The 19,898-nt window shown below is 63.0% G+C and carries 23 protein-coding genes; 16 read left to right on the plus strand and 7 right to left on the minus strand.

Annotated features, from left to right (window positions below):
* Positions 1 to 60: 60 nt before the first annotated feature.
* From metF to argF, 4 genes are all read left to right on the plus strand, one after another.
* Positions 61 to 927 carry a methylenetetrahydrofolate reductase [NAD(P)H] gene (metF, locus tag AADW23_RS00170; RefSeq protein ID WP_341862513.1) on the plus strand — a complete coding sequence of 289 codons (867 nt, stop codon included), beginning with the start codon at positions 61 to 63 and terminating at the stop codon, positions 925 to 927.
* A 99-nt stretch (positions 928 to 1,026) separates the two neighbouring features.
* Positions 1,027 to 1,557: a PaaI family thioesterase gene (locus tag AADW23_RS00175; RefSeq protein ID WP_341862514.1), complete on the plus strand. Its 531-nt coding sequence runs from the start codon at positions 1,027 to 1,029 to the stop codon at positions 1,555 to 1,557.
* Positions 1,558 to 1,639: 82 nt separating this feature from the next.
* A complete protein-coding gene (locus AADW23_RS00180; RefSeq protein ID WP_341862515.1) occupies positions 1,640 to 2,827 on the plus strand; it encodes an aspartate aminotransferase family protein in 1,188 nt (395 codons plus the stop codon).
* 82 nt (positions 2,828 to 2,909) lie between these two features.
* Positions 2,910 to 3,836 (plus strand): ornithine carbamoyltransferase, encoded by a 927-nt coding sequence (gene argF / locus AADW23_RS00185; RefSeq protein WP_341862516.1) that lies wholly within the window; start codon positions 2,910 to 2,912, stop codon positions 3,834 to 3,836.
* On the opposite strand, the gene AADW23_RS00190 is transcribed toward argF, so the two are convergent.
* Entirely contained in the window at positions 3,837 to 5,039 is a 1,203-nt protein-coding gene (locus tag AADW23_RS00190) for a DUF2235 domain-containing protein (RefSeq protein WP_341862517.1), read from the minus strand. It lies immediately after the preceding gene.
* Between the two features lie 180 nt (positions 5,040 to 5,219).
* Here AADW23_RS00190 and AADW23_RS00195 point away from each other — a divergent pair, with 180 nt between their 5' ends.
* On the plus strand, positions 5,220 to 6,110 hold the full coding sequence (locus AADW23_RS00195; RefSeq protein WP_341864361.1) for a DMT family transporter: 891 nt from the start codon (positions 5,220 to 5,222) through the stop codon (positions 6,108 to 6,110).
* On the opposite strand, the gene AADW23_RS00200 is transcribed toward AADW23_RS00195, so the two are convergent.
* The gene (locus AADW23_RS00200) at positions 6,085 to 7,167 is read right to left on the minus strand and encodes a serine hydrolase domain-containing protein (protein ID WP_341862518.1); all 1,083 of its coding nucleotides are present in this window, start codon (positions 7,165 to 7,167) and stop codon (positions 6,085 to 6,087) included. The two genes, AADW23_RS00195 and AADW23_RS00200, sit on opposite strands and share 26 nt — an antisense overlap.
* 160 nt (positions 7,168 to 7,327) lie before the next feature.
* Between AADW23_RS00200 and AADW23_RS00205 the strand changes: the two genes are divergently transcribed.
* A complete protein-coding gene (locus AADW23_RS00205; RefSeq protein ID WP_341862519.1) occupies positions 7,328 to 7,930 on the plus strand; it encodes a GcrA family cell cycle regulator in 603 nt (200 codons plus the stop codon).
* A 115-nt stretch (positions 7,931 to 8,045) separates the two neighbouring features.
* Here AADW23_RS00205 and AADW23_RS00210 read toward each other — a convergent pair whose 3' ends face one another.
* Together AADW23_RS00210 and AADW23_RS00215 are read right to left on the minus strand one after the other, a co-directional pair.
* A complete protein-coding gene (locus tag AADW23_RS00210; RefSeq protein WP_341862520.1) occupies positions 8,046 to 8,555 on the minus strand; it encodes a transglycosylase SLT domain-containing protein in 510 nt (169 codons plus the stop codon).
* On the minus strand, positions 8,552 to 10,543 hold the full coding sequence (locus AADW23_RS00215) for an AsmA-like C-terminal region-containing protein (protein ID WP_341862521.1): 1,992 nt from the start codon (positions 10,541 to 10,543) through the stop codon (positions 8,552 to 8,554). Before AADW23_RS00215 ends, AADW23_RS00210 begins: the two co-directional genes overlap by 4 nt.
* Before the next feature lie 140 nt (positions 10,544 to 10,683).
* On the opposite strand from AADW23_RS00215, the gene rimO reads away from it, so the two are divergent.
* Positions 10,684 to 12,051: a 30S ribosomal protein S12 methylthiotransferase RimO gene (gene rimO, locus AADW23_RS00220; protein ID WP_341862522.1), complete on the plus strand. Its 1,368-nt coding sequence runs from the start codon at positions 10,684 to 10,686 to the stop codon at positions 12,049 to 12,051.
* Here rimO and AADW23_RS00225 read toward each other — a convergent pair.
* Together AADW23_RS00225 and AADW23_RS00230 are read right to left on the minus strand one after the other, a co-directional pair.
* The gene (locus tag AADW23_RS00225) at positions 12,048 to 12,395 is read right to left on the minus strand and encodes a YigZ family protein (RefSeq protein ID WP_341862523.1); all 348 of its coding nucleotides are present in this window, start codon (positions 12,393 to 12,395) and stop codon (positions 12,048 to 12,050) included. The two genes, rimO and AADW23_RS00225, sit on opposite strands and share 4 nt — an antisense overlap.
* Complete coding sequence (locus AADW23_RS00230) at positions 12,386 to 13,087, minus strand: M48 family metallopeptidase (RefSeq protein WP_341862524.1); 702 nt, start codon at positions 13,085 to 13,087, stop codon at positions 12,386 to 12,388. The genes AADW23_RS00225 and AADW23_RS00230 overlap by 10 nt, the downstream gene beginning before the upstream one ends.
* A gap of 98 nt (positions 13,088 to 13,185) precedes the next feature.
* Between AADW23_RS00230 and AADW23_RS00235 the strand changes: the two genes are divergently transcribed.
* The 9 genes from AADW23_RS00235 to AADW23_RS00275 all read left to right on the plus strand — a co-directional run bounded on the left by AADW23_RS00235 (position 13,186) and on the right by AADW23_RS00275 (position 19,031).
* On the plus strand, positions 13,186 to 13,572 hold the full coding sequence (locus AADW23_RS00235; protein WP_341862525.1) for a DUF393 domain-containing protein: 387 nt from the start codon (positions 13,186 to 13,188) through the stop codon (positions 13,570 to 13,572).
* A 9-nt stretch (positions 13,573 to 13,581) separates the two neighbouring features.
* Positions 13,582 to 13,821: a hypothetical protein gene (locus AADW23_RS00240; protein WP_341862526.1), complete on the plus strand. Its 240-nt coding sequence runs from the start codon at positions 13,582 to 13,584 to the stop codon at positions 13,819 to 13,821.
* 41 nt (positions 13,822 to 13,862) lie between these two features.
* The gene (locus AADW23_RS00245) at positions 13,863 to 14,963 is read left to right on the plus strand and encodes a class II histone deacetylase (protein ID WP_341862527.1); all 1,101 of its coding nucleotides are present in this window, start codon (positions 13,863 to 13,865) and stop codon (positions 14,961 to 14,963) included.
* A 98-nt stretch (positions 14,964 to 15,061) separates the two neighbouring features.
* Entirely contained in the window at positions 15,062 to 15,757 is a 696-nt protein-coding gene (locus AADW23_RS00250) for a CoA transferase subunit A (RefSeq protein WP_341862528.1), read from the plus strand.
* A complete protein-coding gene (locus AADW23_RS00255; protein WP_341862529.1) occupies positions 15,758 to 16,156 on the plus strand; it encodes a VOC family protein in 399 nt (132 codons plus the stop codon).
* Positions 16,153 to 17,217 (plus strand): GSCFA domain-containing protein, encoded by a 1,065-nt coding sequence (locus AADW23_RS00260; RefSeq protein WP_341862530.1) that lies wholly within the window; start codon positions 16,153 to 16,155, stop codon positions 17,215 to 17,217. The genes AADW23_RS00255 and AADW23_RS00260 overlap by 4 nt, the downstream gene beginning before the upstream one ends.
* Positions 17,214 to 17,993, plus strand: coding sequence for a hypothetical protein (locus AADW23_RS00265; protein ID WP_341862531.1), 780 nt, complete (start codon positions 17,214 to 17,216; stop codon positions 17,991 to 17,993). The genes AADW23_RS00260 and AADW23_RS00265 overlap by 4 nt, the downstream gene beginning before the upstream one ends.
* A 32-nt stretch (positions 17,994 to 18,025) precedes the next feature.
* Positions 18,026 to 18,649 carry a 3-oxoacid CoA-transferase subunit B gene (locus AADW23_RS00270; protein WP_341862532.1) on the plus strand — a complete coding sequence of 208 codons (624 nt, stop codon included), beginning with the start codon at positions 18,026 to 18,028 and terminating at the stop codon, positions 18,647 to 18,649.
* Positions 18,642 to 19,031, plus strand: a complete 390-nt coding sequence (locus AADW23_RS00275) for an acyl-CoA thioesterase (protein ID WP_341862533.1) — start codon at positions 18,642 to 18,644, stop codon at positions 19,029 to 19,031. The genes AADW23_RS00270 and AADW23_RS00275 overlap by 8 nt, the downstream gene beginning before the upstream one ends.
* Here the strand turns inward: AADW23_RS00275 and AADW23_RS00280 are convergent.
* Positions 19,028 to 19,840 (minus strand): lytic transglycosylase domain-containing protein, encoded by an 813-nt coding sequence (locus AADW23_RS00280; protein ID WP_341862534.1) that lies wholly within the window; start codon positions 19,838 to 19,840, stop codon positions 19,028 to 19,030. The genes AADW23_RS00275 and AADW23_RS00280 overlap by 4 nt on opposite strands.
* Between the last annotated feature and the right edge of the window lie 58 nt (positions 19,841 to 19,898).

Raw genomic sequence — 19,898 nt, forward strand, 5'->3', positions numbered from 1 at the left:
TTGCTGATTGGCGTCATCTATGCGACATCCCGTTGCGACATATCAAGGACCCTTTCCGTCATGACCCAACCTGCCGTCTCATTCGAGTTTTTCCCGCCCAAGTCGTTGGAGGGGTCGTTCAAGCTTTGGGAAACCCTTGGTGTTCTGGCACCGCTGAAGCCCGATTTCGTGTCCGTCACCTACGGGGCGGGCGGCACGACTCGGAAGTTGACCCACGAGGCCGTCACCGCGATTGACGCCAATTTCGGCGTGCCTGTGGCCGCGCATTTGACTTGCGTTGATGCGACACGAACGGAGACGTTGGAGATCGCAGAGCAATATGCCGAGGCCGGTATTTCGCAGATCGTCGCGTTGCGCGGCGACCCACCGAAGGGGGCGGATGGTTTCAAGGCCCATCCCGAGGGGTTCGGATCATCGGTCGAATTGATCGAAGCTCTGGCCAAGACGGGCAAATTCGAGATCCGCGTCGGCGCCTATCCTGATCCCCACCCCGAGGCCGGATCGATGCAGGAATGCGTGGATTATCTGAAACGTAAGATTGATGCGGGGGCCACTTCGGCGATCACACAATTCTTTTTCGAGGCAGATACGTTCTTCCGGTTCCGCGATGCCTGCACCGCCGCCGGGATCAACGCACCGATCCTGCCCGGCGTCCTGCCGATTGAGAACTGGCCCCGCGCGCGCCGCTTCGCCAGCGCCTGCGGCACGGTTATTCCGCAGTGGTTGGATGACGCCTATGCCAGCGCGATCCGCGATGATCGGGCGGATTTGTTGTCCACGGCGATCTGCACCGAGTTGTGTACCGATCTGATAGAGGGCGACGCGGAGCAGTTGCATTTTTACACGCTGAACCGGCCCGAGCTGACCCGGGATGTTTGCGCGGCCTTGGGCGTCGTTCCAAAGGTAGCGCTGGCCGAGGTGGCGTAGAGGGGGCTAGCCCCCTTGGCGGCCTGAAGGCCACCCACCCCCAGAGGTGTATGGCCAAGGTGAAGGCATGGGTTGCGCTTTGACAAGGAGCGTGGCGCTATGGCGAGAGCCATATTGGAGACGCCCATGGGAGAGCCCTTTTTTGCCCGAGAGCCGGCGGATTTGCCGACGATGGAGGAGACTCTAACGCGTTCAGGGTTGGAGTTCATGCAAGCGATTTTGCGGGGTGACATTTCGAACCCACCGATCGGGCGCACCCTTGGCTATATGTTGGACGCAGTCGAGGAAGGGCGCGTGGCGTTCCGGGGGACCCCGTCGTTTGAAACGCTCAACCCGTTGGGCACGGTGCATGGCGGGTGGTATGGTACGCTATTGGACAGTGCTATGGCCTGCGCGGTGATGACGAAGGTACCGAGGGGAAGCATTTATACGACTCTGGAATACAAGGTTAATATCACCCGTTCGATCCCTGTAGGACGAGAGATCGTGGCCGACGGCGTGGTTTCCCATAGTGGACGCAGCACTGGGGTCGCGGAGGGCACGATCCGAGATGCAGAGACGGGTAAGCTCTACGCCACGGGCTCCACCACTTGTCTGATCATGCCCGCCACCATCAAGCCCGGCACTTGACCCCATAAGCATCGGTGAATTGACTACAACGCTACGTCAGTGCAACACAGGCGCTTGTCTCAACACCCATGGAGTCCGGCCAATGATTTCGCCAGTCCTACCAAGCTATTCCCGCGCAGATCTGTCCTTCGTCAAAGGTGAAGGCTCTTGGCTGGTGGAAGCAGACGGGCGACGTTTTCTCGATTTTGCCAGTGGCATTGCCGTAATGTCCTTGGGCCATGGACACCGGAAAGTCGTTGGCGCGTTGACGGACCAAGCCAACGCTCTATGGCACACGTCGAACCTTTATGAGGTGCCGCAACAAAAGGCGTTGGCCGAGAAATTGGTGGAGCACACCTTCGCCGACACCGTCTTCTTCTGCAACTCGGGCACCGAGGCGGCAGAGCTTGCCATCAAGATGGCCCGGAAGTACCGAACTGAAACCGGCGCCCCTGAACGGATTGGCATCCTGACATTTGAAGGGGCGTTCCACGGGCGCTCCCTCGGGGCGATTTCTGCGGCGGGATCTGAGAAGCTGACCAAGGGGTTCGGCCCCCTTCTCGATGGTTTCCAAACGCTGCCCTTCGATATCGACGACGAGGCCCTGCGCGATGCAGCTTCGCAGCCGAACATCGGCGCCATCATGCTGGAGCCGATCCAGGGTGAAGGCGGCATTCGGCCGTTCTCCGATCAACGGCTAAAGAGCATCCGCGCCTTGTGCGATGAACTCGGGCTCCTGCTGATCCTTGATGAAATCCAATGCGGCGTAGGCCGTACGGGTAAACTCTTTGCGCACGAGTGGGCGGGGATCACCCCCGATATCATGCTGGTTGCCAAAGGCATCGGCAGCGGTTTCCCCCTCGGGGCGCTTTTGGCCACGGAAAAGGCCGCCAAGGGCATGACCGCAGGCACCCATGGGTCCACTTATGGCGGCAACCCCCTGGGCTGCGCTGTCGGCGGCGCCGTGATGGATGTAATCACCGAGGAGGGCTTCCTGGAAGCCGTCAACGCCAAGGCGGGCTTCCTGCGCCAGAAACTCGAAGGACTCGTTGCCGCTCACCCCACCATCTTCGAGAGCGTCCGCGGCCAAGGCCTGATCCTCGGCCTCAGCTGCAAGGTCCCCCCCACCGATGTGGTGGCCGAGGGCTACAAGCACGACGTCCTCACCGTGCCCGCGGCCGACAACGCCCTGCGCATCCTTCCCGCCCTAACCATTACCGAAGCGGAAATCTCCCAAGGCATTGACCGCCTCGACGCAGCCGCCACGGCGCTTGAGGCACGCGCCGCCTAACACCTTCCTCGTTCTTCAAATATTCCCGGGGGGTCCGGGGGGCTGGCCCCCCGGCGCGTCCGCCAGCCACAAGCGACATACCATGCCAAATTTTCTCGACATTCATACCACAGACCCCTCTGCCCTTCGCGATATCCTTTCCGGTGCCGCACGAATGAAAACCGCCCGGGGCAGCCGCCCCAAAGGCACGCTCGATGATGACCTCCCCCTTGAAGGCCACGTCGTAGCGCTGATTTTCGAAAAACCCTCGACCAGGACCCGGGTGTCCTTTGACGTGGGCGTGCGTCAGATGGGTGGCACGTCGCTCGTGTTGTCGGGCGCGGAAATGCAGCTCGGCCATGGCGAAACGATTGCAGACACTGCCCGTGTTCTTTCTCGCTACGTGGACCTGATTATGATCCGCACCTTCGGCGAGGATATCCTTCATGAGATGGCCGAACACGCCACCGTGCCGGTCATCAACGGCCTAACCGATAACTCTCATCCTTGCCAGATCATGGCCGATGTCATGACGTTTGAAGAACACCGTGGCCCGATCAAGGGCAAGCGCGTGGCGTGGATGGGCGATGGCAACAATGTCGCGCAGAGCTTCCTCCATGCCGCGGCATCGTTTGGGTTTGATTTCACCTTCTCTGGCCCTGCCCAACTTGATCCTCCAGACGCGCTGATCGGTGCGGTGCGTAACGCGGGCCAAGACGTCCGGATAGAGCGTGACCCCGCCAAAGCAGTCGCCGATGCCGACCTTGTTGTGACCGATACCTGGGTCTCCATGGGCGATGCCGAAAGCTCTCGTCAGCGGCGCCACAACCTGCTGCGCCCTTATCAGGTGAACGAAGGTTTGATGGCTGCCGCCCCTGACCACGCCATGGTCATGCATTGCCTGCCCGCCCACCGGGGCGAGGAAATCACCGATGCCATTCTCGACGGCCCCCGCTCTGTCGTCTTTGACGAGGCCGAGAACCGTCTGCACGCCCAGAAAGCCATCATGCGCTGGTGCCTGGGCGCCTGATCAGACAATTGCACGAGGCGGGCTTTCGCCCTCCATTGTGGGGGCGTGGTACGCAATCAAGTCCGGCTCCAGCCGCTTGAGGCTGCCGGGACGATAGGGTTTGAAGGCCGCACTTTTGGCCTCCATGGACCAGCGCTGATGCACTGCCGGGTGAATTTCATCCAACCTCATGGGCCCTGCGCGATCCACCTTACGCCTTCGCATCATTTTCTGGATGAATGATGGTTCGGGGTTGCTGAAATTGTGCAGCGGCCCGGTGGGATCTTGCGCGGCGCGAATGGCCTCCATCCGGACCGGGTCCAACCCAAGCCCCGCTGCTTTCGCGCCCTCTGCGATCCACTCCAAGGTGATGTTGGAGAGATCCACGATATCTCCGCCGCCGCCCACAGATCCATGATCCCCGGCGAAGAACAGCTCCTTGTAGGGGGCGGCATCGTCGGTGCGGCCGGCGTTCAAGCGGTCCAGATTATTCCACCTTGTCGGCGCGAAACTGGGGCGCATTTCATCCAGAGCAATGGCGTGACGGGCGGCGCGCACAAGGCTCGACAGGTCAGCATCGTGGAAGCTGTAACTCCCCCCATTGAGCAGCGAGGCGAGCCCCAAATGGTTCGGTACACCCAAGGCACCCACCGTGTCCCACACCCCAAGATAGGCAATGTTGATGAGCGGCGCCTCGGGCATCCCTTGAACGGCGCGGTAGTCTGCTTCTGCCTCGCTGGTAACCACCCGCAACGATAGCTTTGCACGGAAGGCGTGGCTTGCGTCCGAGCCGGGGTGGGTCGTGTCGTCGTCACGCCGCCGGTAACGTTCAATCGCCTCGGGCAGCAGATGCAATCGGTCACGATCCACGATCCCGGTTGATCGCACGAAACCCGCCAAGGAACGTGCCGTGAATGCTCCACGGGAGAAACCGAATATGTAAATCTCATCGCCCGGCTCATGCATGAACACCAAATGGCGATACGCCTCGATGACGTTATCCATCAGACCCCAGCCGAAGGCGCCGCCCAGTAATCTATCGGTGAAACGCGCCATCGCCGTCACGCCGCGCCCGCTGCCCACGCCCTCCACATAGATCGGGATTTGAGGCACACCGTCGGTCCCGGTTGCGGCTATGGCGCGTGCCAGTCGGACCACGTTCGTGGGGTCCTTGGCGTCGGAATGGTTCCAAGTCCCATCGCATAAAATCACAATCCGTTTCACGGCGAACCTTCCCTTGCGTCACCTCAAAGATGTGTCCGCCCGGTGGCAACTGCAAGAGCACCTTGCACCGCCCCCCAAAATGGGTCATCGCACCATGGCACCTCGTCGGAGATCGCCGTGTCCGCTCCCCCCTCTGTCCCGCAAGAAACGCCCACCGGCCTTACCGCGCCCGCGCCGCGTCTGGCGGTCATTTTTATCCTCAGCGCCACGGCATTCATCGCGGCCACGACGCTGATCGCCAAGGCCCTTGGCACCGACGTCCTTGGCCCGGCACTGCATCCGCTGCAAGTCAGCCACGGGCGGTTTCTGTTTGCCTGGATCACCATTGCCTGTGTGGTGGCGGTGATGCGGCCCGCTTTTGTGCGGCCCTCTTGGGGGTTGCACATCGGGCGCACCGTAACGGGATTTACCGGCGTGACCTGCATGTTTGCTGCTGCGGCGATGATCCCTTTGGCGGATGCAACGGCGATCTCGTTTCTGAACCCGGTGTTCGGGATGATCCTGGCGATTCCGATTCTCGGAGAGAAAGTCGGCAAATGGCGCTGGCTGGCTGCCGCGATTGCCTTTACCGGCGCGTTGATCCTGATCCGCCCCGGCGCGGGCGCAATTGCGCCGGGCGCCTTGCTGGCCTTGGGCGCGGCCATGGCGTTGGGGTTGGAGCTGACGTTCATCAAACGCCTTTCAGGGCGCGAGGCCCCGTTGCAGATCCTGTTCATCAACAACGGCCTCGGCGTGGGCATCGCCACGCTGGCAGTGGTGGCGTTCTGGCAACCGCCCACCATGGCGCAATGGGCAGGACTGGCGGGTTTGGGGGTGGTGATGGCCACCGCACAGGCCTGCTTCGTGAACGCCATGGCCCGCGCCGACGCCAGCTTTGTGACGCCGTTCTCTTACCTTACGCTGATCTTCGCGGCGGCCTATGACTTTGCCATTTTCGGCGTCGCTCCCACCGGGCTCACCTATCTGGGGGCCGCGATCATTGTCGCAGGCGCCGCCCTTCTGGCATGGAGAGAGGCGCGGGCCGGGAAGCCCCCGCAGGCCCCGATCAGTGCCCCACAAGCACAGCCCTGAGCGCGCCGTCCACAGGTTCCGCCACGGCACGAAGATCACCCGAGTTCGTCGCCGCGAAGACCGCGACGCCAGCACTGGGGTCAATGTAAGCCACCGCATACCAAAACGTGTTAGAGCCTGCGTGAACAAGGCTCCCGTCTTCGTCCACCCCCCAACCCATCGCGTAGCCTTCGATGTTGTCTGTGTAACCGCGATCGCCCGCCGCTGAGTGAAGCACCTCCCATGTGGCCGGGCTGAGGAAGCTTTCGTCCCGCACCAAATGCGCCCGCAGATAGCGCAGCATATCGCCTGCGCTCAGGTGCACCCGCCCCGCAGGGCCCATGGCGGGGATGTTATCGGCCTCGGGCCCCTGCCCCGCAGACCGCACACCGCGCAGCAGGCGTGTGGCGTGGCCCTCAATCGCCTCGCCTTGGGGCGGGCCGAACCCGGCGCTTTCCATGCCGAGCGGCCCGAAAACATGCTCCTGCATCAGCTCTTCCCACGGGGCGCCGCCGACAGCCTCCAGCATTGCGCCCGCCACCACGTAGCCCGCGTTTGAATAGACGAATTCGCCGACGGCCGTTTCGGGCGGACTGTATAGCATCTCGGCCACGTAGTCGTGGCGTGGTCCTTCGCCCAGATCCGCCGCTGAGGCGCCAGGCAAGTTTGCCGCCATGCCCGATTGGTGGGAGAGCAGCGCGCGCAGCGGCGTGCCGTGCCAATCCGCGTGCATCTCGGGGAAAGCATCGCCCAGAACCGCGCCGATGCGTGTGTCCCATGTGATCGCGCCCGCCTCTACCATCCTTGCGGCCAATGTGGCGGTCATGCCTTTGGTGATAGACCCCACGTGCCAGGCGTCGCCCACCTGCACGGCGTCTTCCCCGTCCACCACGCGGGTACCTGCCACGCCGACTTCCATCGCCTCCGCCGTGACCCAACCCGCCGCCGCGCCGGGCACGTTGCGCAGCGCCACCAACTGTGTCGCGATTTCCTGCGGCGACGCCGGTGGCACGTCTTGTGCCGCTGCAGATCCCGCCAGACCGAACGCGATTCCCAGTGACCGAACCAATTTTCGCATGCTCACACCCTCTCTTGCGCTCAAAACCACCTGCACCACCTTGCCCTCGGCCCCGCGGACCCCCACAATAGGTCTTCAAATCGCGGAACACCCGCGCCATAAGCCCACGTTTATAAACCAATGCCGCGTGTGGCGGAACGATAGACCGGAAGGCACAGCTATGTCCTGGACCGATGAACGGGTTGAGACGCTAAAAAAAATGTGGGGCGAGGGCCAGTCGGCCAGCCAGATCGCCAAAGAATTGGGCGGCGTGACGCGCAATGCCGTGATCGGCAAAGTGCACCGCTTGGGCCTGTCCAACCGCTCGGGCGGCGGCGGCACCTCTGCGCCATCCAAGCCCGCCCCCGCGGCAAAAGAAGCGCCGGCCGCAAAGGCCGCCCCCGCGCCCAAACCTGCGCCCAAGGCAGAGCCAGCCCCCGCCCCCAAGGCGGCCGAGGCTCCCGCCGCCGCGCCTGCGCCGCGCACCAACATCATGCCCCTGCGCAAGCCTATCGCGCCCGCAGGCCAGCCCCTGCCGCCGCAACCCTCGGCCAACGAGATCAGCCCAGAGGCGCTTGCAAAAGTGTCCGAGGTTGAGAAACACGCCAAAAAGATCAGCCTCATGGACCTGACCGAGCGTGTGTGCAAATGGCCCATCGGCGACCCGGCAACAGATGATTTCTACTTCTGCGGCTTGCCGGTGCAACAAGGCAAACCTTACTGCGAGGCCCATGTGGGCGTGGCGTTCCAGCCCATGTCCTCTCGCCGGGACCGTCGCCGCTGAACACCTCGGGAGCCCGCGAAATTCGCGGGCTCTTTTGTTTTGGGACGGCGGGCGGGGCGTTTTTGGCTTCAGCCAAACAGCGTCGCTCCCGGCCCGTCACATACCTTGACGGCCCTTAACGGCAGGCGCGGTTGACCTCTCGGTCCCGCAGACCGGTTTCCACCAACATACAGCGGTCGCGGGCCTCGTAGTAGTAGCCACGCGCATACCAGCCGATGGCGGTGTCGATGTCCCCATCGCTCAGCAACCACGCCCCGCGCAGGTAGCGGCCTGCGTATTCAAGGTTGGTGCGGGCATCCAACAGGTCATTGGCGCTACCCCGATGGCCCATCTGCGCCGCCGTTTCCGGCAAAATTTGCATCAAGCCATAGTAGGGCCCGTTACGGGCATTGGCGCGGTAGTCGCTTTCGCGCTGGATCACCCGGTGAAGCAGCGCCGTGGGGATGTCGTGCCGGTCAGCATATTCGATAACCAACGCCCGCATTTCAGCGGTCTCGCCGGGGTAGAGGTCCGGTTGCCCACGCGTCACCGTGGGGGCCTCGTCTCGGCCTCCGCCAAAGCCCAGGATACCACCGCCGCAGCCCGCCAGCGCCACACATAGGGCCATCACGCAAATCGCTCTCATTCGCTTTCAACTCCATTGCCGAAAATCAACCGCTCCACGCCGAGGATAAACTCATCGGTCAGCTGTTGTTCGATGTCTTCAGGGCTATCGCCCGCCTGTATATCGGTGCCCAGTAGCTCATTCGCGCCGTCCCGCGCCAGTTCTTCCAGGCGGTCTTCTTCGGCCTCCAGCGCCGCGCGGGCCTCGGCCTCCAGGCGGGCCGTTTCCTCGGCCAGTTCAATCTCGGCCAACAGCGCCAAGTCCGGGCCGATCACCGGCGCGGCCCATGGTCCGGTCACAGCAATCGGCACGCGGACCGTTGCCACCCCATCGGCGTCGCGCAGCACGCCGGGGATCAGCGTGTAATCGACCGTCATGGCCGCCAAATCAGCCTCTCCCGCGCCACGCACTTCGCCCCACGGGGCGTCCAGCAACAGGTTTTCGTTCTGCAATACGCCGTCGCGGACGATGAAATCTGCGGTGACCCGGTCATAAGTCGTGCGCTGGCCCTCCCCCTGAAACGAGGGATCGAAATTGCGCAACATCCCACCCAGATCGAGCCCCAATAGCGCGCCCTGCCCCAGGGCCACGTCGCCCTCGGCCTCTAGCCCATCCATGATGGTGTGCAGATCATTGCCGACCCCCAGAAATTCGAGCGAGGCCGATCCCGTCCCCTCCATGCGTTCATATTCCGCCATCGCGGTCAGCAGCGGGCGTAGCGCCACGTCGGATAGGATCAGATCGCCGCCCACCGACAGGCCGCCGCGTCCGTTGATCACGAATTGTCCCGCCAACTGTCCCTCGTAAGTGCGGATCGAGGCGATATCGAACACCAACCGCCCCCGGTTGATCCGGGCCCGCAGGTCAATATCGCTCAGGGCCACAGCGCCCAGATCAAGATTATCGGCGCGGACGGTCAGGTCAGCGTCAGTGGTAAACAGGCCAGACACGTCAATAATATCCCTCGGCCAGCCTTCCCCCGCTTCTGGCGTGTCATCGCGGGCTTCCAACAGGCCCGGCAAGGCGATCTCTCCGCCGGTGATCGTGCCGCGCAACATGGGGCGGTCCTCTCCCGGCACCAAATCGGCGGCGACGCTCAGCAGGGTGTCATCCAACCTCACCAAGCCCTCGCGCAGGTGCAGCGATCCTTCCTGTGACAGCCGCACATCGCCCGAGACGGCGATCTGGCTGCGGCCCAAACCTTCCGGCACCTCAGGCATAGCCCCGCCCGCCAGTGCCACCAGCGGGGCCAAATCCTCGGCACTCAGGTTCATCGCGCCTTGGGCAGTGGCGTCCAGCGCAAACGCGCCCTCGTACCCGATGGACCCGCCCTGCCAGCGCAGCGTGGCCACCACCGGGCGGGCTTCCCCGGCCAGCAGTCCAGACGCGCCGTCGATCGTGGCCTCCAGCATCAGCGGCACGCCGTTGACCTGCGCGTCCCCTTCCAAAGCGACCGGGCCGCCCGCGTCGGGCAGGCGCACGGTGGCGTCCAGTTGCGACACGTCCCAATCGGCCCCGCCTTCGCGGTCCAGATAGCGCACGCGGGCGCCTCGGATAATCGCCTCGTCAAAGCCGATCTGCATTGATCTGGCTTCGCCTTCGCTGGCCGCGGCTCCGCCCCTTGCGTCGCTCATATCCCAGGACATGCGCCCGTCCTCGGCGCGAACCAGCAGGATCTGCGCCCCCTCAAACACCGCCCGCTGCACTTGAATATCGCCCGAGAACAAGCCGCGCCACGCCACGCCCACGTTGACCCTTTCTGCCTCGATCATCGGGGCGGCTCCGGCCCATGTGGGGTTTCCGACGCGCAGGCCCTCGATCACGATGCCCAAGTCAGGCCACAGCGTTGGCCGCGCCTCTCCGCTGATCGTCACCGACCGCCCCGTGGCTTGGGTGATGCGGTCACTGGCAATCTCTGCGATCCGCTCGGCGGGGATCAGCAAAATCGTGCCCAAAGCCAAAAACAACAGGACGACGACCGCGCCCAAAATTCTGAATATCCACCGCATTTTCTGGGCCTTACTTGCTCAATACCCCCAGCCTATCGCGGTTGAGGCGCTTCGCACATCCAAAACCTGCACAAACGGCAAGGCTTTGCCGATCCACGCGGGCCTTTCCTTGGCATCGCGCAGCGGCTATCTGGCAAGGCATGAGCCAGAACCCACCCCTTCTCCGCCCCGACTTGGCCCGCGCCCGCGTGCCCGATGATGCCCGCCCCGGTCAGCCCCGTATCGGCATGGTGTCGCTCGGTTGCCCCAAGGCCTTGGTGGATAGCGAACGCATCCTGACCCGCCTGCGGGCCGAGGGCTATGCGATCAGCCCCGATTACACCGGGGCCGAAGCGGTGATTGTGAACACCTGTGGCTTCCTTGATAGCGCCAAACTTGAAAGCCTCGATGCCATTGGTGAGGCGTTGGAGGCCAACGGCAAAGTTATCGTCACGGGCTGTTTGGGGGCGGAGCCGGAGTATATCACCGGTGCCCATCCCAAGGTTCTGGCCGTCACCGGACCGCAACAATACGAACAGGTCTTGGATGCCGTCCACGGGGCCGTGCCGCCGTCGCCCGATCCGTTTGTTGATCTGCTGCCTGCGGCGGGCGTGAAGCTGACGCCGCGCCACTATGCCTATCTGAAGATTTCCGAGGGCTGCGACCACAAGTGCAAATTCTGCATCATCCCCGACATGCGGGGCAAGCTCGCCTCTCGCCCTCAAAAAGCGGTGATGCGCGAGGCCGAGAAACTGGTGGAAAGTGGCGTGAAAGAGCTGCTGATCATCTCTCAGGATACCTCCGCCTATGGCGTTGACTGGAAGGGTCGAGACGAGAAGTTTCCGATCCTTGGTCTGTCTCGTGATCTGGCCACCCTGGGCGCTTGGGTGCGCTTGCATTACGTCTACCCCTACCCCCATGTGCGCGAGCTGATCCCCCTGATGGCCGATCCCGCCAACGGGTTGCTGCCCTATCTGGATATCCCGTTCCAACACGCCCACCCCGATGTGCTCAAACGCATGGCGCGGCCTGCGGCGGCGTCTCGTACGCTTGATGAGATCCGGGCGTGGCGGGCTGATTGCCCCGATATCACCCTGCGCTCCACCTTCATTGTCGGCTACCCCGGCGAGACCGAGGCCGAGTTCCAGACCCTTCTGGATTGGCTCGACGAAGCGCAACTGGATCGCATCGGCTGCTTCCAGTACGAAAACGTCGATGGCGCGCGGTCCAACGCGCTGCCAGATCACGTGCCAGCCGAGGTCAAACAAGACCGTTGGGACCGCTTCATGGAGAAGGCCCAAGCGATTTCCGAGGCCAAGTTGCAAGCCAAAGTGGGCCGCACCATGCAAGTGCTGGTGGACGCCGTGGACGAAGAAGGCGCCACCTGCCGGACCACGGCAGACGCGCCCGAAATCGACGGCAACCTGTTCATCGACGAAGGGTTTGAGCACCTGAAGCCCGGCGACATGGTCACGGTCGAGGTAGACGAAGCCAGCGATTACGACCTTTGGGGGACACCAACCGCCTAAAGCGCCTCTAGATAAGTGCGCACGCAGGTGGCGACGTGGCGAAAGCGGTCGCCGCCCAGGTGTTTGCCCCCGTACCAGCGCGTGACCACAACCACGTGATTGCGCAGGTCTTCACGCTCCAGCATTTGCAAGATCACCTGGCCCGCGCCGCCCTCTCCGTCGTCGTTTTTCAGCGGTCCGTCGGACAGCAAGACCGCCCAGGTGTTATGGGTCGCCTTGGCGTATTTCTTCTTGCGTTTAAGCTCTTTCAGGAACGCATCCACGCCCGCGCGGTCCGTCACGACCCCGCCCGAGACCGCGTATTTGGAGCCTCGGTCGCTTACGACCCCTTCAATCAACACCAACGTGCAGCCGCTTCGCTCACCGTTCTGATCCGCGCCGCATTGGGCGGATGGGTGGCAAAGACCCGCGCGCCGGGGTCGGGCAATTGGCTAAAGAAACGCGCACCTACGACAGGGTCGAAGCCTGCACGACAGGTCAGGATCGTGCCAAGGCTATCGGCCTCCAACTCGGCCCTTTGGCTGAATTCCGAGGTGCTCAGCATTGCCCCCCGCTGCGCAGCTGCGATGATCTCCGGCCTGCTTGCGCCACGCCGCTGCGCGGTTGTGCCAAACACCTCCGCGCCCGCACGGGCTGCCGCCTGTTGCTGGCCGATATGCTCGGCGATGTGGTGGGCGGTCTCATGGCCGATAACGAAGGCAAGTTCGTCGTCGTTCCGAACCGTTCTGATCATGCCGAGGGTCAGGATGATGATCGGTCGCCCATCTTCACGGTTGATCGTCTGGAACGCATTCACCCCGGCGCGGGGATCACGATTAACCAGAAACTCGAAATCACAGTTGAGCAGCGGCGCTTGGGTCCGGCACATTTGTTCGGCCACCGGCTCCATCCGCCGTGTGACCTCTACCGCGCGGGCGACGGAAACGGGGACACTCTCTGGCACCGCCACGCTACCACCGCCGCCGTTCACGGTTGGCGTGGTTGTGACACAGGCGCTGAGCGCGAGAGCGGACAGAAGGGGGATAAGGGCGCGCATCGAAGTCTCCGGCAGGGTGGCCTTAACACTAGCTGCACCCGCCCCGGCGTCCAGAGCATTCCCGTTCACAGAGCCGTAAGAACGGCTATACTCAGACCATGGAAAGCACGCGCATCTTTTATAATGACCGTTGCCCCATCTGTCGGGCAGAAATGCGGCACTACACCCGCCGCGCCAAGGCGGCCCATGCGCCCTTGGTGTTTGTGGATGTGAACAGCATCGACACAACCCAATGGGCGCTGACCGAAACGCAAGCCACCCGCCGTCTGCACGCGAGATTGCCCGGTGGCCAGGTGATCGCGGGGATCGACGCCTTCGCCGCGATCTGGGATCACTTGCCGAGCCTGCGCTGGATGGCGCGCACCGTGAGACTTCCCGTGGTGGGGGCATTCTTTGCGCTACTCTATGACCGGGTTGCGGCCCCGATCCTTTACCGGATGCATCTGCGCAGAGAGAGGCTTGGCAACCCCACTCCGCGCCCATAACCTACCCCCATGTTTACCATTGAGCATGAATTCGACGCCACTGTTGTCACCCTCGTGGATGAGGGCGAACTGCCCTTGCAGGAAGACGTGATCGTCTCGGCGTTTGATGAATGTGTGACCCTGCAACAGGTGGATCCGCGCAGCGATCAGGTGCGTACGATCACGCTGTCATTGGACCAGGTCCGTGACCTTGCCGCTGCCCTCGATCTGCCCGAAGGGGCTTACCAACTGGCGCGGGACCAGACGTAACCGCCTGGCACCAAGCCTCCCTCGAACCGAAGGAACTGCCCATGACCACAGGATTTTTCTGGGATGAACGCTGCTTCTGGCATTCCGGCGGCAATTACGCGGGCCTGTTGCCTGTGGGCGGTCTGGTGCAGCCGGGGGGCGGTCTGCCCGAGAACCCCGAAACCAAGCGCCGCCTTGTGAACCTTCTTCATGTCACGGGCCTTTGGGGCGAACTCGCCACCCGTCATGCCCCCGTCGCGACAGAAGAAGACCTGCTGCGCGTTCACCCGCGCGACTATATCGAAACCTTCAAGGCCAAATCAGCCGAGGGCGGCGGAGAACTGGGCCTGCGCACCCCCTTCGGCCCCGACGGGTTCGAGATCGCGAGCCTGTCAGCGGGCCTTGCCAAGGCGGCGCTTTTTGCGACTCTGAAGGGCGAGGTCGACAACGCCTACGCCCTGTCGCGCCCCCCCGGCCACCATTGCTTGCCGGATTTTCCCAACGGGTTTTGCCTTCTTGCCAACCTCGCCATCGCGATTGAGGCGGCGCAAACCCACAAGCTGACCGACCGTGTCGCCGTGATCGACTGGGACGTGCACCACGGCAATGGGACCGAGGCGATCTTCTACGACCGGGATGACGTGCTGACGATTTCGCTGCATCAAGAACGCAACTACCCGCTCGATAGTGGCGACTTCGCCGATCGCGGCTCGGACGGAGGTGTGGGGTATAACCTCAACATTCCCCTGCCGCCCGGCACCGGACACGCAGGCTATATTGAGGCCTTCGAGCGCCTCGTGATCCCGTCGCTTCACGCATTCCAGCCCGACGCGATTGTGGTGGCTTGCGGCTTCGATGCCTCGCTTGTGGACCCGCTGAGCCGGATGATCACCGGCGGCGACACCTTCCGCGCCATGACGGAAATGACCATGGCCGCCGCCGCCGACCTTTGCGATGGCCGTTTGATGATGGCCCATGAAGGCGGCTATTCTGAAGCCCACGTGCCCTTCCTCGGACATGGTGTTCTGGAAACCATGTCCGGTAGCGACATCCATGCCGCTGATCCGTTTCAGGCAAAGTTTGAAGGCCAGCAACCGAACGAGCGTTTCAATCGCTACGTCTCCGACCTGATCGCCGAGATGGCCGAGACCCTCGATCTCTGACAAAGGGGGGGCGGGCCCCCTCCGGCGTAAGCGTCGTTGACTTAGCCGTCCCCCTCAGCCAATTTGCGCCGCAAAGCAGCACTTCAGGGGATATACGCATGAAAAAGGTCTATGGCTCAGCAGCAGAGGCGCTGGATGGCGTCCTTTTCGACGGCATGTTGATCGCAGCCGGCGGGTTTGGCCTGTGTGGCATCCCCGAACTGCTGATCGACGGCATCGTCGCGGCGGGCACCAAGGATATCACGGTCGCCTCCAATAACGCAGGTGTGGACGGCTTTGGCCTTGGCAAACTGCTGGAGACACGCCAGATCAAGAAAATGATGTCGTCCTATGTGGGCGAAAACGCGGAATTCATGCGCCAGTACCTCTCCGGCGAGCTGGAGCTGGAGTTCAATCCCCAAGGCACCCTGGCTGAGCGGATGCGGGCCGGCGGCGCTGGCATCCCCGGCTTCTACACCAAGACCGGCGTCGGCACTGTGATTGCCGAAGGCAAAGAGGTGAAGACCTGGGGCGACCAGGATTACATTCTTGAAGAAGGCATCTTCGCCGATGTCTCGATCGTGAAGGCATGGAAAGCGGACGCCACCGGCAACGCCGTGTTCCGCAAGACCGCGCGCAACTTCAACCCTCCGGCGGCAATGTGCGGCAAGGTCTGCATCCTGGAGGTAGAAGAGATCGTCGAAACCGGCACGCTGGACGGCGACGCCATCCACCTGCCGGGCATTTACGTGCACCGGATGATCCAGGGCGAGCACGAAAAGCGGATCGAGCAGCGGACGGTACGGGCGGCGTAAATGCGCGCCACACCGGGCGTTTCTGGCACTTCGCCAATCGTGCCGGTGTCTGACTTGACGACGAGCCTTGCGTTCTACACGCAACGGCTCGGCTTCACCCATGAAGTCGGGAAAGCGGACGACGGCTATGGCTTGGTCCGCCGTGGGGCGCTGATGGTGGCCTTTGTAAACGCCGCAGATGAAGCGGCGCTGGCTGCGACGGCCAACAATATCTCGGCCCAGATGTGGGTGGATGATCTGGACGGCTATTGGACCGAGATCGCCCCGCGTCTGGCGGATCTCCCCGAAGGGCGCGTGCGTGCGCCGTTCGATCAAAGCTATGGCACCCGCGAATTTCACATCAAAGATCCTGACGGTTTCCTGATGCTGTTCACCCAAATGCAAGGGGGCGCATCGTGACCGGCTCTCCCTACAGCGGCCTTGCAGCCCGCGCATTTTGGCGGGGCGGTGTGGCGGGGGCCTCGCCCTTTCCGGCCGACATCTATCGCCCCAAGTTTGCCGTCACCAAAGACACCAAGGTTTTCACCGCAGGGTCATGCTTCGCGCAGCATGTGGGCGCGGCAATGAAGGGCGCTGGCATCAACGTGATAGATGCCGAACCCGCCCGACGCGGCCTGCCGCCGGAAACCGCCAAGCGCTTTGGCTACGGCGTCTATTCCGCGCGTTTCGGCAATATCTACACGGTCAAACAGTTCCGCCAATTGGTCGAAGAAATGGACGGCGCCAAACCGGCCCTGCCGGTGTGGGAGAAGGGCGGGCGCTTTTGGGATGCGCAACGCCCCGGCGTGGAACCGGAAGGGCTCGCGTCCGAGGCTTTGGTACAAGAAATGCGGGCGCAACATCTGGCGGCTTTGGCCCGCGCCCTGCAAGAGGCAGATGTGATCGTCTTCACCCTAGGCCTGACAGAGGCATGGGAACATCGCGAATCCGGCACCGTCTACCCCACGGCGCCGGGCACCATCGCAGGCCAATACGACCCCGACGTCTTCCGTTTTGCCAACTACGGCGTGGCTGACATCATCGAAGACTTCACCGCGCTGGAAGAGGCTTTGGCCTCGATCAACCCAGACCTGAAGTGGCTGCTGACCGTGTCACCTGTTCCGTTGGCGGCCACGGCCTCAGGCGATCACGTATTGCCCGCCACCGTACGCTCCAAGTCCGTGTTGCGCGTGATTTGCGATATGCTGGCCGACAGCAGCGAGCGGATAGATTACTTCCCCAGCTACGAATTGGTGACCTCGCCTGCTCATCCGCAAAGCGTCTTCGCCGACGATCTACGCTCTGTCCGGCCCGAGATCGTCGCCCAGATCATGCAATGCTTCCTATCCGCCCACGGTTTGCGCGGCGAGGAAGACGCGGCAGCGGCTGAGGAGCCGTCTGCCCCAAACTCCCCGCCCGAGGATGACGCCATCTGCGAAGATATCCTCTTGGACGCTTTCGCCCCGTCGGAGGCGAAATGACACCGCCGATTCGCAAAGTCGCCGTCATCGGCACATCCAACATTGGCGCGGTGAAATACGCCCAAGACCGAATTGCATCTACCCACCCCACCCTCGCGCTGACCTGTTACGGCCTGTCCGGCGGCAAGTTTGATGGCGCCTGCACCAATGATGGCGCCTTTGGCCCGGACCGGTCTGACCACGCCGCGATGAAACTGGCCCGGCGGGTGAACGGCGCGGCGACCCTTGATCTCGCGCCCTTCTCCGACATCCTCGTGATTGGCGACACCATCGGCATGCCTTCCACCCTATGGACGGCGCTGTCCTATGACGTTGCCGATTGGCCCACACGCACGGGCCGCGATTTGCTGTCTCTGCCCGCCCTCCATGCCACCATGGACGAGGCGATTGCCGCCCGCGCCGACCACCTGCGGGCGCAGTTCGGCACCCGCCCCCTGTATGTCGCCCTCGCGCCCTACCCCACCACGGCGGTTGTTCCCAAAGGCGACCACCACCAGCAACCCTATGCGTCCATGGCCAGCCACCCCCACGCCGACGAATTGCATGCCCTATACCGCTCTGCCCTGACCCGCGCCTTGGCCGCCCGCGACATGATTTTCGTACCGCAACCCGACGAAACCATCGCCGCCCCGTTTCTGACAAAGAAGCCCTATGGGCTTGGATCGATGGATTTCCGGGCCGAGGGTCGCTTGCTCAACGATCACCGCCATATGAACGCCAATTTCGGTGCTTCGCTTTTCAACGCCTTTGCGATAGCAATCGGTGCAACACGTTAATACGCTTACCCTTAGTCCGAAGGAGATACCCTATGTGGGACCGCAACCAGATGGCCGCCCGTGCCGCGCAAGAGCTTCAGGACGGCTGGTATGTGAACCTTGGCATCGGCATCCCGACGTTGGTGTCCAACTACATCCCCGACGGGATCGAGGTGACACTACAGTCGGAAAACGGGATGCTTGGCATGGGCCCCTTCCCGATTGAAGGTGAAGAAGACGCAGACCTGATCAACGCAGGCAAGCAGACGATCACCGAGCTGCCGCATACCTCTTACTTCGATAGCTCTCAGTCCTTCGGCATGATCCGGGGCGGCAAGATCGCCATGGCAATCCTTGGGGCAATGGAGGTGGCCGAGAACGGCGACCTCGCCAACTGGATGATCCCCGGCAAGCTGGTCAAGGGCATGGGTGGCGCGATGGATCTGGTTGCGGGCGTGGGCCGGGTGGTTGTGGTAATGGACCACACCAATAAACACGGCGACAGCAAGGTGCTGCGCGAATGCACCCTTCCGCTGACCGGTAAAAGCGTCGTGGACCGGATCATCACCAACCTTGGCGTGATGGATGTGGTCGAGGGCGGATTAAAGATCGTTGAGACCGCCGAGGGCGTCACCGAAGACGAGCTGCGCGCCGCCACGCAGGCCACGATTGTCTGAACCGCGCTGCCCCCAAGGCACGCTGACCCTGCAAACCGTTCCCATGCCCGGCGATACCAACGCGGGCGGGGACGTGTTTGGCGGCTGGGTGGTGAGCCAGATGGACATCGCAGCTGGCACCACCGCCATTGACCGCGCCCAAGGACGTTGCGCCACCGTTGCGATTGAAGCGCTGCGCTTCCACGCGCCGGTTCTGGTGGGGGATCTCTTCTCGGTCTACACCCAGATCACGGCGACGGGCCGCACTTCGGTGACCATGCATATCGAGGCTTGGGTTCGGCGTCAGCGCACGAGTGAGAAAATCCTCGTGACCGAGGGCGACTTCACGTTTGTGGCCATCGCAGAATCCGGCGTGACCCGACCTCTGCCGCCTGAAGCCTAGTTCATCATCTGGAAAACGCAGCCGTCCGACACCAGATCGGGCGGCGTATTGCACAGGCCCCGGGCCATCGCCCAAGCGGACAAGACACGGGGCACATAGGTGCGGGTCTCATCATACTCGGGCACGCCGCCTGCCCGTGTGACCGCGCCTTCGCCGGCGTTATAGGCGGCCAGCACCAGAATCGGATCTCGGTCGAAGGTTTCCATGAGCCAATCGAGGTAAGCCACGCCTCCGGCGATGTTCTGGGCCGGGTCCATGGCGTCGGTGACGCCGAAGCGTTCAGCCGTGGCGGGGATCAGTTGCATCAACCCCTGCGCCCCCGCGCCGCTTTCCGCATCCACGCGCCCGGCACTTTCTGCGGCGATGACCGCCAGCGCGAAAGCAGGAGAGACCTGCGTGCCAATGGTGGCGGCCAAGATCTCTCGGCCGTGACTGGCGGCGATCCGGCTGACGGTATCCAGACGCGGCGCGCCAAGACCGCTGGCCTCGGGGGCTTGGGCCAAATGCTCCTGCGCGGCCCAGAATCGCGCCGGATCGGCAGGCATCTGGCTTGGCACCGCGGCCCAGAACCACGCCGACGCCCCGTCAGATGCAGGCGCGATCGCGGCGGCCACCTCGTCCAAAGCGGGCACTTCCGCTGCCGGCGCGCCCTGCCGCACCATATCTTCTTCGGTGATCTGAATATTAATGCGCGGGCCCGTTTGCCCGGCCTCCGGGGCGCGGACAAAGCGAATTTCGCTTTCTTGCGCGACGGCAGAGTTGCCCAAAAGGACCGCAAAAGCGGTCCTCCACACTATCCGATTGATCATGGATCACCTGTAAAACTGCTCAAAACGCCTTGTTTTACTGGTCTTCGCCAGTTGTCAG

It is taken from the genome of Gymnodinialimonas sp. 57CJ19 (assembly GCF_038396845.1).
Taxonomy (GTDB): Bacteria; Pseudomonadota; Alphaproteobacteria; order Rhodobacterales; family Rhodobacteraceae; genus Gymnodinialimonas.

Excerpts from the sequence above, each read along its gene's own strand:
- metF (WP_341862513.1), top strand. The coding sequence starts at position 61 with ATGACCCAACCTGCCGTCTCATTCGAGTTTTTCCCGCCCAAGTCGTTG.
- AADW23_RS00175 (WP_341862514.1), top strand. The coding sequence starts at position 1,027 with ATGGCGAGAGCCATATTGGAGACGCCCATGGGAGAGCCCTTTTTTGCC.
- AADW23_RS00180 (WP_341862515.1), top strand. The coding sequence starts at position 1,640 with ATGATTTCGCCAGTCCTACCAAGCTATTCCCGCGCAGATCTGTCCTTC.
- argF (WP_341862516.1), top strand. The coding sequence starts at position 2,910 with ATGCCAAATTTTCTCGACATTCATACCACAGACCCCTCTGCCCTTCGC.
- AADW23_RS00200 (WP_341862518.1), bottom strand. The coding sequence starts at position 7,167 with ATGCGAAAATTGGTTCGGTCACTGGGAATCGCGTTCGGTCTGGCGGGA.
- AADW23_RS00205 (WP_341862519.1), top strand. The coding sequence starts at position 7,328 with ATGTCCTGGACCGATGAACGGGTTGAGACGCTAAAAAAAATGTGGGGC.
- AADW23_RS00210 (WP_341862520.1), bottom strand. The coding sequence starts at position 8,555 with ATGAGAGCGATTTGCGTGATGGCCCTATGTGTGGCGCTGGCGGGCTGC.
- AADW23_RS00215 (WP_341862521.1), bottom strand. The coding sequence starts at position 10,543 with ATGCGGTGGATATTCAGAATTTTGGGCGCGGTCGTCGTCCTGTTGTTT.
- rimO (WP_341862522.1), top strand. The coding sequence starts at position 10,684 with ATGAGCCAGAACCCACCCCTTCTCCGCCCCGACTTGGCCCGCGCCCGC.
- AADW23_RS00230 (WP_341862524.1), bottom strand. The coding sequence starts at position 13,087 with ATGCGCGCCCTTATCCCCCTTCTGTCCGCTCTCGCGCTCAGCGCCTGT.
- AADW23_RS00235 (WP_341862525.1), top strand. The coding sequence starts at position 13,186 with ATGGAAAGCACGCGCATCTTTTATAATGACCGTTGCCCCATCTGTCGG.
- AADW23_RS00240 (WP_341862526.1), top strand. The coding sequence starts at position 13,582 with ATGTTTACCATTGAGCATGAATTCGACGCCACTGTTGTCACCCTCGTG.
- AADW23_RS00245 (WP_341862527.1), top strand. The coding sequence starts at position 13,863 with ATGACCACAGGATTTTTCTGGGATGAACGCTGCTTCTGGCATTCCGGC.
- AADW23_RS00250 (WP_341862528.1), top strand. The coding sequence starts at position 15,062 with ATGAAAAAGGTCTATGGCTCAGCAGCAGAGGCGCTGGATGGCGTCCTT.
- AADW23_RS00255 (WP_341862529.1), top strand. The coding sequence starts at position 15,758 with ATGCGCGCCACACCGGGCGTTTCTGGCACTTCGCCAATCGTGCCGGTG.
- AADW23_RS00265 (WP_341862531.1), top strand. The coding sequence starts at position 17,214 with ATGACACCGCCGATTCGCAAAGTCGCCGTCATCGGCACATCCAACATT.
- AADW23_RS00270 (WP_341862532.1), top strand. The coding sequence starts at position 18,026 with ATGTGGGACCGCAACCAGATGGCCGCCCGTGCCGCGCAAGAGCTTCAG.
- AADW23_RS00280 (WP_341862534.1), bottom strand. The coding sequence starts at position 19,840 with ATGATCAATCGGATAGTGTGGAGGACCGCTTTTGCGGTCCTTTTGGGC.